Raw genomic sequence first — 13,619 nt, forward strand, 5'->3', positions numbered from 1 at the left:
AAAACCATTAAACACTTAGTCTTCAAGAAGAATATTTTACGCGCTAACGGACTTTTATCTTCAGGGAAGCGTTAAAAGAAAAATGTAGCGACTGTTTCAAATTCTCGTCTTGAGGTCTATCGGATATACGGCTTATGGAAGTGAAAACTTACGAACTGGGACTGAAAACGATTTGATAGTGCGGCTGAGCAGGCAGCAATGGCGTTGAGGCTTGCTCGATATACGCATCGAACCCTGAACGGTAAAAAGGAGAAAGCGGATGACCACTTTGCCCACCAGGTAGGGTCAGAATACCATTCACCTCGTCTCCGGGTTGGACAATTAAACGCTGTGAGGCACCAGATGCCTTCCCTTGAACTGCTGGCATATATCGATCGCCAAACGCTTCAGCTTTAGGCATATCTAGCAGCTTGCTCAATATGGGAATTTGGCGACTAAACGGGTGCTGAACATTGAGTGTGTTGATACTCCCCCAGCGCAGAGCCTGCAGTGAGCCATCAACATGCCCTGTTGTATCTACCATCAAATCATCACGCATCGTCACATACGCTGCAGTGAGGAAACGATTCCAATCTGCGTGTCCAGCGGGTAACCAACTTGCTGGTTTTTCATCGACCAATTGCCATAGCGCTGGCTCTAATTGCCTTTCCAGCAAGCCCACGCTGAGTCCATCTTCGGCAAGTTGTGTTTCTATTGGAGCGAACAAGATATCCATTAAAGTATCGCGGTACTTTCTCACTAACGTATAACCGACAGAATCAGCACATGCGCAGCGCTGCCAGTTTTCCAACGCGGTAATATCGTCTTTAAAGCGCTCTGGTTCTCGCTGTAAATTAGTGAGCAATACACGGTGCCATCGATCCAAGAAGAAGGCTTCATTGTCTAGCTGGATTCGATAGAAGTCCTCCGGATCAAATACGTCTTTTTCGAACAATCGCTGTTTTATTTGTACGCTTCTCGCGCCCAATGCATAGCCACCATTACCAAAACGGGCATCTTGCTTGGTGCTCACGACCCTACTGTTCCCTGTCCATACCATCGAACGTTTTGGGTTGATGGTAAAGGGCACATCGTGCGCTTGTTGACCCCACGCTTTGTCATATCGAGTCGAAGGAAGAGGTATTTGAGCGGGTTTTCGTCTGTCAGGAATTGCGCCTGTTGCTTGCCATCCGATGTTGCCATCTTTGTCGGCAACAACCATGTTCTGAACCGGAATGCCTGTTTCCTTGCTAACTTCAAAAGCAGATTCAACTGTTTGAGCAGTTTCTAAATTCAATAGGTTCAAATTCACAGCATAGTCTTGATGTGCTACCCAAGAGAGTGCGAATTTTTCCCCATTAACAATTTTCACAGGCCCAAATTCGCTTATTTCGAGCAGGTATTTATGCTCCCCTTTTTGCGTGGGAATACTTTCTGACACCAAGGCCGTTTTGTCATCGTCAGCTAACCTGTACCAATCCGCGGTATCTATATAGCCATTCGTAAAACCCCAGGCAATATGGCCGTTTGAGCCTACCACCACCGCCGGCGCACCCGGCAAGGTGACACCCGTGATCTGGCGGTCATCACCGTCTTCTTTATAGTTAAGTTGAGCACGATACCAAATGATAGGAACTTGAATACCAAGATGCATATCATCCGATAGCATTGCGCGACCATCACGGGTTAATGCGCCCCCTACCGCCCAGTTGTTACTGCCAACAACCGCTGAATCATCGATGTCTCGCGACATGGCTGCGGTAACAATTTCAGCAGAAAGGGAAGGTATCCGTACTTTTTTGAGAGGAAAACGGCTGCCATCCAGTGCCGCTTGATACTGGCTAGGCTGAGTCACAAAGCCAACCATGTCTTCACCAAAGCTATCTTCGAGCGCACCCATAGTGAGGTCTCTATTCAGGCTTCGGCCTTGCAGGTCAAGATACATACTAAATATCGCAAGTAACGAGTCCTCAGGAAGCCAAGGCTTTCGCTCCGCTTGCGTCACCACATACTCAAACGATGGGAAAGTTGCTTGTGCAAGGGCATCATTCACGCCTTCGGCATAGGCATTAAGCTGCTGCTTTTGCGCCGCAGGCAACATAGCCACTATCTCGCGACTGCGTTTTCTGAATTGGTGAAATCGCGTACTTTCATCAAGAGACAATGCCGCATCGCCAAATAGCTCAGATAACTCCCCGGCAGCATTCCGTCGCAGTAAGTCCATTTGAAAGAAACGATCTTGTCCGTGCGCATAGCCTAATGCGTAAGAAGCATCGGTACGATTATCGGCAATGATGATCGCTGTACCAAGTTCATCACGCTGCAGATAAGCCGTGTCGGATATTGTTGTGGCAGTGGAGACCCCTGACAGCGCAGGCAGGCTCAATGCGAGACCGCCATAAACGATAGCAGTGGCAAGCAGCGCTATTAGAATCGCAGCAATAAACAGAAATCTAATTACTTTAAACATGCCCCTTCCCTGGCTGTTTTACGTTTTCATCTATGCAACGTCTCGGAAGTGTTCGCCAATACACGGAAATCAATATGGTAAATAAAACGCTCTTAATGATATTTAATAATGCTATCGCGTGTTGCCTATAGCTTGTTTAAAAAATAAACACCTTTGCAACAGAGATCGACAAAAGAAAGCGGTTGCAAATACAACCGCCAATAATATTCATCAATATTCATACCTGCCCTTTAATGACTGTGAAGGCCAACCCTATTCCCTTCACTATCTTCGATATGGGCATAGACACCAAAATCACCAATTGGGGTTTTTGCTATTAAAATGGCACTGTCGGATACACGTGCCAAGACTTCATCTATGTTTTCGACGCTGAAATAAATCATGGTTGATGATGCTCCAGGCGTATTTTCTTCACAGGCTATAAGCGTTCCTGTCGCACCGTAGCCTCCTTCTTCAACAGGAAACCACGCCATATGGACACCACTGACTTCCTGCCGCTTCAATGTCATACCCAACGTCTTCTCATAGAAGCCAATCGCTCGCTCCATATCTGTCACTGCAATTTCAAACCATCCAACCGGATTCATATCTTCCTCTATGTTTTCTTCCCAACGTCCTATCAAACTAGCTGAAGAAACACGATCCCGAACTAAAAACAAAAACGCCTCCAATAAATGGAGGCGTTTTAGCAAGGTTAAGACAAGGGTGATTACAAATGATCACCACGACGTAGCGCGTCGATACGCTTATCAAGTGGTGGGTGAGTCATGAAGAATTCGCTCAACGATTTTTTACCATTGATGCCAAACGCCATCATTGACCCTTCCAAGCGGCTTTCGTGGCTCACTTTTAGCCTTTCCAGTGCCGCGATCATCTTCTCTTTGCCAACCAATTTGGCAGAACCGGCGTCGGCTTTGAATTCGCGATGACGGCTAAACCACATGGTCAAGATGCTCGCCAACATGCCAAATACAATTTCAAGCACAGAGGACACGATGAAATACACCATGAAGCTGCCACCACCTTCACCTTCTTCGCTATTGTTGTTCATGCCACTGATGGCACCAGCAATTAGGCGAGAGATGAAGATAACAAAGGTGTTAACCACACCTTGCATCAGCGTCATCGTGATCATATCACCATTGGCAACATGACTGATTTCATGAGCCAATACGGCTTCGGCTTCGTCACGAGTCATGTTTTGTAGCAGACCACTTGATACCGCAACCAATGACGCATCACGTTTTGCGCCAGTGGCAAATGCGTTAATGTCGTCAGAGTGGTAAATAGCCACGGTTGGCATGCCGATACCGACTTGCTGAGCCTGACGACTCACTGTGTTCATCAACCAATGTTCAGTTTCATTGCGTGGGTGTTCAATCACTTCGCCACCCACCGAACGCAGCGCCATTGATTTTGACATCAACAATGACACCAGTGACCCACCAAAACCGAACAATGCGGCCATCAACAGCAAGCCAGACAAACTGCCCGGTTGCATGCCTGTTACGGCATAAACGATGTTTAACACGATGCTGAATACAAACAGCACCGCTAGGTTGGTCATTAAAAATAAAGCTATGCGTTTCATTACTAGTTTTGTCTCCGAAAAATTGAAGCGCTATGGGTGAGATAGTAGGGTCAAACCGCGGAAAAACAACCCTATGTAGCAATTTGTAACGTAAATTATTGCAACACTATAATTGATGCTACTTTTTAACAGCACGCTGAACGGCTTCTTCATTTGTCTAGATTAGACTTTGGTCGAGTTGAAAAGAAGTCGTATCAGGAATAGTGTGTCGTAAAAGGTGAGCGTGTTATTGAACACGTTTAAGTGCTCCACAGTGGAATGCGGTTCTAAGGAGAGGAAACCATGGCTGACAAAGAAAATTATCGTGTTGCAATCGATATCCTTTGCTGTCACTTAGGCATGAGCTTTGATGAGGCGTGTACAGAATTGGGGCTTGCTGACGACGAGAACCAAAAACTGAAACAGGTATCTGATGTTCAGCAATCGCTGATGGGCCTGCTTGAAGACAACAAATAAGCTATTGTTGCAGTAGCAAGCTAGCCATTTGTGGCAAAACGAATATTAAAAGCCAGCATTACGCTGGCTTTTTTCATTATTCTGGCACTCGCCGATTTTGACGTTTACAGCCCCAAGGGTGCAATGTCGATGTAACCGCTCAAATCTCTGGATTTGATGGATGGCATGTAAGGGATCTCTCCCAGCTTTGGCACTTTCAGGTGATGTTCTAGCGTTTTGACGATATCACTGTAATGCTCTGTGCCAGGATTAATGCGGTTAGCCACCCACCCCACAACTTCCAGCCCATCACGACGAATCGCTTCAGCGGTTAAGTAAGCGTGATTTAAACACCCTAATTTAATTCCAACGACCAAGATAACAGGGAGCTTTTCCTCTCCAACCCAATCTGCCAATGTGCTGTCATAACTTACAGGTACGCGCCAACCGCCCGCGCCTTCGACTAACGTAACATCTGCTTTGGTTTGAATATTCCTTAAACCGTCACTCAGTAACGCAAAATCAACACTGCTATTTTCAATCTCTGCGGCAATATGAGGAGAGCACGCGGCTTCTAGTAGACATGGGTTTACATCTTGATAGCGAACGTCAACAGTCGAGCATTCACGAAGACGTATAGCGTCCGAATTCATTGGGATCTTGCTCTGTCTCTTCGCTGCCTGCGGCAACAGGTTTATAGCCAACGACACTGTAACCCGCTTTAGACACGGCTTGCATGATCGCCATCGAGGCTACCGTTTTGCCTACTTCTGTGTCTGTGCCTGTCACGAAATAGCTTTTAGTCATTATTTATCGCTCCGAAGCAAACTTGATATGTTGCGGGGACGAAACCATCTTCTAACTGAAATTCCCGATAGGTGTTTTCCAATTGAATAAATGTTCGCTTGCCAACGAGTCCCGCTTCTCTTCCCTCAGATAGATGTGTCGCGCCAATACCTTTTAGGTCTTTCATCAGTGCGAGTGCTGAGGGGTATCTTTCTATTAACGTCTGGCATTCTAAATGGTGATTCGCACTTCCAGCTTGCGCAAGCGCAAGGTTTACCTGCTTTAGCGTCAGAAATGTGTTCACGTGTTGACGTGAATCAACTTGGCTCCATGCCTGTTTTAATTCATACAGCGAACCATCGAGTAACGTGGAGAACAAAATCGTCCCCCCAGGCCTCACAACTCGCTTCATTTCTTGCAAAGGCACCGACAGATCGTTGCACCATTGCAGCGCCAAGGATGTAAATACAACATCAACACTGTTATCGGCAAATGGCAGCGACTCTGCATCTCCAGACACATACTGCAACGCGTCTCCACAACGTGCTCTCGCGTGCTCTAGCATTTGTTCGGACAGATCCAGCGCGATAACCTGCGCGCCGTGCTTCGCGATTTGCTCACTAAAATATCCGGTCCCACAGCCTAGATCGAGCACGGTTTTTTCTTGCCAATCCGGCAGCAGTGACATCAATTCATGACCAACACGACGCTGAAGCGCAGCACTTTGGTCGTATGTCGCAGCGGCGCGGCTGAATGCGTCTTTTATGGCGTTTTTTTCCTCGCACAGAGCGAGTGAGGCGTCGAGATGTAACGATACGGCTTGGCTCATGCGCCCTCCTCTATACAACGACGGAGTGAAGCGGCGAGATCGCTGACCTGCGCTTCTGATTGGTTAACGGATAGCGTAATGCGAAGACGCGCAGTATTGGCTGGCACGGTGGGTGGACGGATCGCTCCCGTCAAAAAACCGGTTTGTTTCAGACTCTGCGCGACGGTTTGCATCCGTTCAACCGAACCTAATACGACAGGTTTAATCGGTGTGATGGTATTGATAACTTCAGAGCAATCAGAAAGCGCGGAATGAAAACACGCCGACAACACCGCGAGCTTCTCCCTGCGCCATGACTGTGATTTCACCATAGAAAGGGCGTGAGACAAGGCATAGGCCTGTGCAGGCGGCATAGCTGTGGAGTAAACATAGTGACGAGCAAACTGCGTAAGGTACTGATGCACAGACTCGCTACACATAACCGCAGCCCCCATCATGCCAAACGCTTTACCAAAGGTGACAATCAGGATATCTGGCTTCACATTAGCAATGTGCGCGCTTCCCTGCCCTTCATCACCCAGCACACCAATGCCATGTGCATCGTCAACCATCAGCCATGCGTCGTGCGCTTCACAACGAAATTTGATGTCAGCCAATGGCGAGAGATCGCCATCCATACTGAATACGCCTTCCGTGACCACAAAACGCGCTGGTGCATTGGCATTCGAACGCAATAACGCATCCAGCTTTTCAATGCTGTTGTGGGTAAAACGCTGCATTTTAGCTTCTGACAACATACCCGCCTCCATTAAGGATGCGTGGTTCAGTTTGTCTTGCAGCAATACATCGCTTTTCTCAAGCAGCGAAAAAATCACTGCTTGATTAGCTGAAAAACCGCTGTTGAAAAGAATTGCCTGATCAAATCCTAACCAGTCACAAAGCGCTTGTTCCAGGTCTTGGTGAGCATGGGTAAACCCCGTCACCAAAGGCGAAGCTGTACTTCCTGCGCCATATTTCGTCAACCCTTCTTGCCACGCCGCAATTACGCTAGGGTCTTGCGCCAGCCCCAAATAGTCGTTGCCGGAAAAGTTGAGATACGACAGGTTATCGCCATCAACGAGCTTTGCACCTTGATGATGGAAAGCACTCACCTTTCGTAAAAGATGTTGCTCTCGACGCGCATCGAGTTTTTTCTCAATACGACGTTGAAGCTGACTAGATGGACGCTGACTTTTTTCAGGTTCTGATTCTACGGGCATGGTTTAGACGCGCCTTTAAACGTTAGCTTCGTAGAACAGATCGTCCTTACCCGGACGCGAAGCAACGCGCTCTGCCACTTGTGACAACAAGGTTTCTTCTTGAATTTCATCGGGTTTTTGAACAGCTTGCTCTCGGTTTACACCCAGCTTCTTGAAAAGCTGCATATCAGCATCTTCGTCAGGATTTGGGGTTGTGAGCAACTTGCAGCCATAAAAGATAGAATTTGCACCTGCCATAAAGCACAGCGTTTGCATCTGCTCGTTCATGTTCTCACGACCCGCAGAGAGACGAACTGCCGACTGCGGCATGATGATCCGAGCGACTGCGATAATACGGACAAAATCGAACGGATCCACATCTTCAACTTCTTCGAGTGGCGTGCCTTTCACTTTAACCAACATGTTAATCGGCACACTTTCTGGGTGATGCGGTAAGTTGGCTAACTCCACCAGCAGCCCCGCACGGTCACGTGCATTTTCACCTAAACCAATGATGCCACCAGAACAGACTTTCATACCGGCGCCACGCACATGAGAAAGTGTATCTAAGCGATCTTGGTAAGTACGAGTCGTAATGACATTACCGTAATACTCAGGAGAGGTATCAAGGTTGTGGTTGTAATAATCCAAACCAGCACCCGCCAGCTCACCCGCTTGATCTGGCGTCAACATGCCCAGCGTCATACAGGTTTCAAGTCCCAAGCCCTTCACGCCTTGGATCATTTCTTTCAAGTAAGGCATATCTCGCGCTTTAGGATTTTTCCACGCCGCGCCCATGCAAAAACGTGTTGCGCCTGAATGCTTCGCTTTCTCGGCGGCTTCAAGAACACGTTCAACTTCCAATAAGCGTTCTTTTTCGACGTCCGTACGATAATGCGCACTTTGCGGGCAATATTTACAATCTTCTGGACACGCACCCGTTTTGATTGAGAGCAATGTACTCACTTGTACATGGTTTGCCGCTTGGTACTGTCGATGAACCTGCTGTGCTTCAAACATCAGATCCATAAAAGGTTTTTCAAAAAGGGCCTGCACTTCCTTGACAGTCCAGTTATGGCGTACTTCCACCTGTAATACCTCAAAATGATTAATCGAAAACTTGTTCAGTCTAAAGTCGACCTTTACAATGTCAACAGTAGTTGAAGCTCATGGTTTACATATGGGCGTTTTTTATACAGATGGATATCGTTGAAACATGGATATAGCTTTTGACCGTGACCATATTTGGCACCCGTACACGTCAACCCTGAATCCCTTGACCTGTTACCCCGTATCTCGTGCAGAGGGCATGCATTTATATTTGGAAGACGGTACTGCTCTATTAGATGGCATGTCTTCATGGTGGGCAGCGATTCACGGCTACAACCATCCAGCGCTCAATCAAGCGGTGACGGATCAGCTTGGCAAAATGTCGCACGTGATGTTTGGCGGGATCACACATGATCCCGCCATCAATTTGTGCAAGAAGTTGGTGGCAATGACCCCTGCACCGCTTGAAAAAGTCTTCCTTTGTGATTCAGGCTCTATTTCGGTAGAAGTCGCACTCAAGATGGCGTTGCAATATTGGCACGCTAAAGGCCAACCAAAATCTACCTTCCTTACTTTGCGCCATGGATATCACGGGGACAGCTTTGCGGCCATGTCGGTGACCGACCCCGATAATTCCATGCATAAGCTCTATAAAGGCTTTCTTCCCGAGCACATTTTCGCCGACTCCCCTGAGTGCGGATTTTACGATGAGTGGAACGAAGCAGACATCAGCGATTTCAAACACAAGCTGGAGACCAATCTCGACAAAATCGCCGCGGTTATCTTAGAGCCTATCGTGCAAGGCGCAGGCGGAATGCGAATTTACCACCCCATTTACCTCAAACGCGTACGTGAACTGTGCGATGAACATAGCGTTTTGTTGATCTGTGATGAAATTGCGACGGGGTTTGGGCGCACTGGAAAATTGTTTGCCTGCGAGCACGCTGGTATTTCGCCTGACATCATGTGTTTAGGAAAAGCACTAACCGGCGGTTACATGACCATGGCGGCTACCATTGCCACTAAGCATGTTGCCGATACCGTGTGCAGCGGCGAAGCAGGCTGTTTTATGCATGGTCCAACATTTATGGGCAACCCACTTGCCAGCGCAGTTGCTAACGCCAGCCTGCAACTGCTAATCGACACGCCATGGCAGGATAAAGTGTTAGGGATCGAGAAGCATCTGTCAGACATGCTACCTGAACTCAATGATTTAGATTGTGTCAAAGATGTACGTTGGTTAGGCGCTATCGGTGTCGTTGAAACGCACCAAAATGTAATCGTCGAAACCATTCAAAAACACTTTGTTGAAGCTGGGGTTTGGATTCGTCCCTTCGGACGATTGGTTTACATCATGCCGCCATATGACATGAGCATCGTTCAATTGAAACAACTTGTTGATGCGATTAAAAACGCCCTAATGGCACAAATGTAGTCGACTGAGTTAGGCAGTGTGATCGGCAACGCTAATCGCCCCGTAAGTTTAAGTACGATTTATGGAGGTACAAATGCAATTAGGTCTATTCCCACTGCCACTCTTTCTCCTGCCTGGAGGCGTAACCCAGTTACGCATATTTGAGCCTCGCTATGTCAGATTGGTCAAAGAGTCCATGGCAGACAATCGTGGCTTCATTTTGGCGATGAAAGAAGGCGATGCCGTTTGTACCTTTGGCACGCACGTCAGTATCATTGATTTTGAAACCCTACCCGATGGCTTACTGGGCGTGACAATTAAAGGGATGGCTCGCGTAAAACTGTCCGACATTGTTCAGGAAAAAGATGGCCTTTGGGTTGGTGAGGCTGAATCACTCCCAGATTGGCGAAGCAGCCAACACCAACCCGGTTTCCTAGGTGAAGCACTAGCGGAACTTTTTGACGCCCATCCTGAACATGCCAACCAATATAGCGAGGATCGCCATTTCGACGACCTCAATTGGGTCTGTCAACGCTGGCTTGAAGTTTTGCCTCTTGCGAACAACCAGAAGCAATGGTTTATTGCCCAAAATGACCTTGAAGAAGCCAAACAATTTATTGATGTTCTCCTTAATGAAGAAAATTCTGTAGAAGAGTGATCCAAATTGAATTGCGGTTCGTTTCTTAAATAATGACTTTATTTGGCAATTTTGGGATTGAATCGTCATGGAATTGGTCGAAGACACATATACTACGAAATCTTTAAACCGTCCGAGTAGTCCAACAAGCATGTCAGCACTCTCACCGGAAAATTTGGCGGAGTTACTTCGTCGCGTCGCTCATGACAGGGATCAGTCTGCATATGCAGCCTTGTTTAAACATTTTGCGCCCAAGGTGAAATCCTACGGTTTGCGACACTTGAGAGCCGATGGCCAGGCGTTAGAGTTAGTACAGGAAACCATGTTATTGGTTTGGCGCAAAGCCCACCTATACAACGGTGAAAAAGGCGCAGCGTCAACGTGGATTTTCACGATTATGCGTAATGTCAGTTTCGACATGTTGCGCAAAGTGAAAAGCAATCGCGAAGATTGTTTAAGTGGCGATATTTGGCCTCTTATTGAAGGCGAATCTGGCGATCAAGAAGAAGATGCGCTTCACGACCAACTTCAAGCACAGCTGTTTTCGTACATCGATCTCTTGCCTGATCTTCAAAAGCAGGTTGTGCAAGGAGTGTATATTAAGCAACTGACACACCAAGAATTAGCCGATCAGCTCAATGTGCCACTTGGCACCATTAAGTCTCGCTTACGTTTAGGTTTACAAAAGCTGCGTACCCATTTGGAGGTAAACGATGATTAAGTATCATCCGGCAGACGGTCTTCTCTATGCCCACGCCGCTGGAACTCTTCCTGCGTCCATGTCTATTGCTGTTTCCGCTCACAGCGAAATGTGTGATGTTTGCGCTAAGAAAGTCGCTCTATTCGAAAATCAGATTGCAGATGAAACGTTTAATCTCGCTGACAATATAGAAGCTTCTTCGAATGTGAGTGACAGTGATGAATTTGCAGGCATGCTTTCAGCAATATTGAGTGACGAGCAGCTGCCAAGCACGCCTATCTCGCCTTCACCCGAGTCTAAGATTGATGTCGCCGGTGAGAGATATACGCTACCAACGGCACTTCGTCGCTACCATCACCTCGGTTGGAGCAGTGTGGGTTCGTTGAGCCGTGCTCGTTTACCTTTAAATGAAGGCGACACGCGTGCAAGCTTGCTTCATATCGGGATGAATGGTGGTGTTCCAAGTCACACGCACAAAGGCACAGAAGTGACTCTGTTGTTGAGTGGGCATTTCGAAGATGAGCATGATAGCTATGTGCCCGGAGACTTTATTATTCTAGACAGCAGCAATCACCATACCCCGCAAACTCATGATGGTTGCTTATGTTACACAATCGCTGACGCACCGCTTCACTTTACCAAAGGTGTGAGTCAGTTGCTAAACGCGGTAGGACACGTGATTTACTGATGTCTTGCAAAGGTTGAAGCTCTCGTGCAGACGGAGCACCCATACATCAAGCCAATATTAAGCGCCTCAATCGAGGCGCTTTTCTTTTGCGTTTCACATCGGCAACACACTTCTTTATCCAACATTTTACATTGCTGATTATAAATTGGTCGCTACAAAATCAGGCATCTTAGATCTATAAGTATATTATGTGTTAATTATCACTTTACAGACCACTCATTCACCTGATTTAATCCAGTCGCTAACTAAGCGTTAACAGCTTTTGCTCAATACGCCATCGCTAATTTTTGGCTCTGGGGCAGTTTGGGTTATACACACAGTGAAGTGAGATAAAATGAAGCAAGCACAATCCCCACTTACTCGCGTAACCAACTCAAGTCTGGTCGTTCAGATCTTGATCGGTATTATCGCGGGTGTTGCTCTGGCCAGCTTTTCGCCAGACAGTGCCAAGGCCGTCGGTTTTCTTGGTAGTCTTTTCGTCAGCGCACTTAAAGCTGTCGCTCCTATTTTGGTTTTTGTCTTGGTTGCCGCGTCAATTGCGAACCAACGTAAAGGCCAACATACGCACTTGCGTCCTATCGTTACTCTGTACCTCGTGGGCACCTTTGCCGCGTCCATTACCGCGGTGACCATGAGTTTCTTATTCCCAACGATGCTGACATTAACAGCGTCGGACGCTGCCATTGCACCGCCAGAAGGCATTGCTCAAGTGATTACCACACTGCTTTTCAATGTGGTCGATAATCCTATCAATGCATTGATGACAGGTAACTTCATTGGCATTCTCGCGTGGGCCATTGGTCTGGGTATCGCCCTGCATCATGCATCCGATACGACCAAAACTGTGTTTGGAGATATAGCCGAAAGCGTGTCGTTCATCGTGCGCTTTATCATCAAACTGGCCCCAATTGGTATCTTTGGTCTGGTTGCCAATACCTTTGCAGAAACAGGTTTCAATGCATTGATGGGCTACGCCCACTTGTTAGGTGTACTTTTGGGTAGCATGGCATTCATTGCCTTGGTGGTTAACCCGATCATTGTTTACGTGAAAACGCGCACTAACCCTTATCCATTGGTGTTCCAGTGCCTACGTGAAAGCGGTGTGACAGCATTCTTCACGCGCAGTTCAGCGGCAAATATTCCCGTGAACATGCAACTGTGCAACAAGCTAAAACTGGATGAGGACACGTATTCTGTTTCCATTCCGTTGGGTGCGACGATCAACATGGGTGGCGCAGCCATCACGATTACCGTATTGACGCTGGCGGCCGTTCACACGTTGGGCATTCAAATTGATTTGGCGACGGCGATTCTGTTGAGCATTGTTGCTGCTGTATCAGCATGTGGAGCGTCAGGTGTTGCAGGTGGATCGCTATTGCTGATACCACTGGCGTGTAACCTGTTTGGCATTCCAAACGATATTGCGATGCAAGTCGTCGCCGTAGGCTTCATCATCGGTGTGGTTCAAGATTCCGCTGAAACGGCATTGAACAGCTCAACGGATGTGGTGTTTACTGCCGCGGCATGTCGCGCCGCTGAACGCGAAGCGATGGAAATGAAAATCGCCAAATAAGCATTTTCACATGCTCAAAAACAAAGGCGCTTCGGCGCCTTTTTCGTTTACCTTTTCTCCATCCCCTCATTAAACACCATGATAAATTCCCGCAATCCCATTTTTGGTCGCCCAAGCATTAACCAATCTGTCTATTCTGGTTTACACAGCGTTGTAGACGTCTAGACTGATAGCTTTCTTTTAGTGAACGTTATCCTATATAATCCCGCCTCATTTTTGCGAGTCACCTCAACAAAAGCATTCAAATGTGTGCCGGGCTCTGAACTTAGACATTCCGACACCAAGGGTT

At 47.4% G+C, this 13,619-nt stretch carries 12 protein-coding genes and 1 pseudogene; 6 read left to right on the forward strand and 7 right to left on the reverse strand.

What is annotated here, in order from left to right; all coding sequences use genetic code 11:
* Window positions 1-148: 148 nt before the first annotated feature.
* The 3 genes from AC3CIC_RS09305 to htpX form a co-directional block, all read right to left on the reverse strand.
* Window positions 149-2,449 carry a penicillin acylase family protein gene (locus AC3CIC_RS09305; RefSeq protein ID WP_488514420.1) on the reverse strand — a complete coding sequence of 767 codons (2,301 nt, stop codon included), beginning with the start codon at window positions 2,447-2,449 and terminating at the stop codon, window positions 149-151.
* Window positions 2,450-2,679: 230 nt separating this feature from the next.
* A complete protein-coding gene (locus AC3CIC_RS09310; protein WP_488514421.1) occupies window positions 2,680-3,108 on the reverse strand; it encodes a VOC family protein in 429 nt (142 codons plus the stop codon).
* A 50-nt stretch (window positions 3,109-3,158) separates the two neighbouring features.
* On the reverse strand, window positions 3,159-4,040 hold the full coding sequence (gene htpX, locus AC3CIC_RS09315) for a protease HtpX (protein ID WP_488514422.1): 882 nt from the start codon (window positions 4,038-4,040) through the stop codon (window positions 3,159-3,161).
* Window positions 4,041-4,322: 282 nt separating this feature from the next.
* Between htpX and AC3CIC_RS09320 the strand changes: the two genes are divergently transcribed.
* Entirely contained in the window at window positions 4,323-4,496 is a 174-nt protein-coding gene (locus AC3CIC_RS09320) for a hypothetical protein (protein WP_016959598.1), read from the forward strand.
* Window positions 4,497-4,600: 104 nt separating this feature from the next.
* On the opposite strand, the pseudogene bioD reads toward AC3CIC_RS09320, so the two are convergent.
* From bioD to bioB, 4 genes and pseudogenes are all read right to left on the reverse strand, one after another.
* Window positions 4,601-5,282 (reverse strand): annotated as a pseudogene (gene bioD, locus AC3CIC_RS09325) (dethiobiotin synthase).
* The gene (gene bioC / locus AC3CIC_RS09330; RefSeq protein ID WP_488514423.1) at window positions 5,275-6,090 is read right to left on the reverse strand and encodes a malonyl-ACP O-methyltransferase BioC; all 816 of its coding nucleotides are present in this window, start codon (window positions 6,088-6,090) and stop codon (window positions 5,275-5,277) included. Before bioC ends, bioD begins: the two are co-directional and overlap by 8 nt.
* Window positions 6,087-7,289 (reverse strand): 8-amino-7-oxononanoate synthase, encoded by a 1,203-nt coding sequence (gene bioF / locus AC3CIC_RS09335; RefSeq protein ID WP_488514424.1) that lies wholly within the window; start codon window positions 7,287-7,289, stop codon window positions 6,087-6,089. The genes bioC and bioF overlap by 4 nt, the downstream gene beginning before the upstream one ends.
* Before the next feature lie 15 nt (window positions 7,290-7,304).
* A complete protein-coding gene (gene bioB / locus AC3CIC_RS09340; RefSeq protein ID WP_488514425.1) occupies window positions 7,305-8,357 on the reverse strand; it encodes a biotin synthase BioB in 1,053 nt (350 codons plus the stop codon).
* Window positions 8,358-8,484: 127 nt separating this feature from the next.
* On the opposite strand from bioB, the gene bioA reads away from it, so the two are divergent.
* The 5 genes from bioA (at window position 8,485) to sstT (ending at window position 13,330) form a co-directional block, all read left to right on the forward strand.
* Complete coding sequence (gene bioA / locus AC3CIC_RS09345) at window positions 8,485-9,753, forward strand: adenosylmethionine--8-amino-7-oxononanoate transaminase (protein WP_488514426.1); 1,269 nt, start codon at window positions 8,485-8,487, stop codon at window positions 9,751-9,753.
* A 73-nt stretch (window positions 9,754-9,826) separates the two neighbouring features.
* Complete coding sequence (locus tag AC3CIC_RS09350; protein ID WP_488514427.1) at window positions 9,827-10,390, forward strand: LON peptidase substrate-binding domain-containing protein; 564 nt, start codon at window positions 9,827-9,829, stop codon at window positions 10,388-10,390.
* A 67-nt stretch (window positions 10,391-10,457) separates the two neighbouring features.
* A complete protein-coding gene (locus AC3CIC_RS09355) occupies window positions 10,458-11,090 on the forward strand; it encodes a sigma-70 family RNA polymerase sigma factor (RefSeq protein ID WP_016959605.1) in 633 nt (210 codons plus the stop codon).
* Complete coding sequence (locus AC3CIC_RS09360; RefSeq protein ID WP_488514428.1) at window positions 11,083-11,757, forward strand: ChrR family anti-sigma-E factor; 675 nt, start codon at window positions 11,083-11,085, stop codon at window positions 11,755-11,757. The genes AC3CIC_RS09355 and AC3CIC_RS09360 overlap by 8 nt, the downstream gene beginning before the upstream one ends.
* 334 nt (window positions 11,758-12,091) lie before the next feature.
* Complete coding sequence (sstT, locus tag AC3CIC_RS09365; RefSeq protein ID WP_016959607.1) at window positions 12,092-13,330, forward strand: serine/threonine transporter SstT; 1,239 nt, start codon at window positions 12,092-12,094, stop codon at window positions 13,328-13,330.
* Window positions 13,331-13,619 lie beyond the last annotated feature (289 nt).

It is taken from the genome of Enterovibrio sp. QJM3NY_24 (assembly GCF_057786035.1).

Excerpts from the sequence above, each read along its gene's own strand:
- bioC (WP_488514423.1), bottom strand. The coding sequence starts at position 6,090 with ATGAGCCAAGCCGTATCGTTACATCTCGACGCCTCACTCGCTCTGTGC.
- AC3CIC_RS09350 (WP_488514427.1), top strand. The coding sequence starts at position 9,827 with ATGCAATTAGGTCTATTCCCACTGCCACTCTTTCTCCTGCCTGGAGGC.
- bioA (WP_488514426.1), top strand. The coding sequence starts at position 8,485 with ATGGATATAGCTTTTGACCGTGACCATATTTGGCACCCGTACACGTCA.
- AC3CIC_RS09305 (WP_488514420.1), bottom strand. The coding sequence starts at position 2,449 with ATGTTTAAAGTAATTAGATTTCTGTTTATTGCTGCGATTCTAATAGCG.
- AC3CIC_RS09360 (WP_488514428.1), top strand. The coding sequence starts at position 11,083 with ATGATTAAGTATCATCCGGCAGACGGTCTTCTCTATGCCCACGCCGCT.
- AC3CIC_RS09320 (WP_016959598.1), top strand. The coding sequence starts at position 4,323 with ATGGCTGACAAAGAAAATTATCGTGTTGCAATCGATATCCTTTGCTGT.
- AC3CIC_RS09355 (WP_016959605.1), top strand. The coding sequence starts at position 10,458 with ATGGAATTGGTCGAAGACACATATACTACGAAATCTTTAAACCGTCCG.
- sstT (WP_016959607.1), top strand. The coding sequence starts at position 12,092 with ATGAAGCAAGCACAATCCCCACTTACTCGCGTAACCAACTCAAGTCTG.
- bioF (WP_488514424.1), bottom strand. The coding sequence starts at position 7,289 with ATGCCCGTAGAATCAGAACCTGAAAAAAGTCAGCGTCCATCTAGTCAG.
- htpX (WP_488514422.1), bottom strand. The coding sequence starts at position 4,040 with ATGAAACGCATAGCTTTATTTTTAATGACCAACCTAGCGGTGCTGTTT.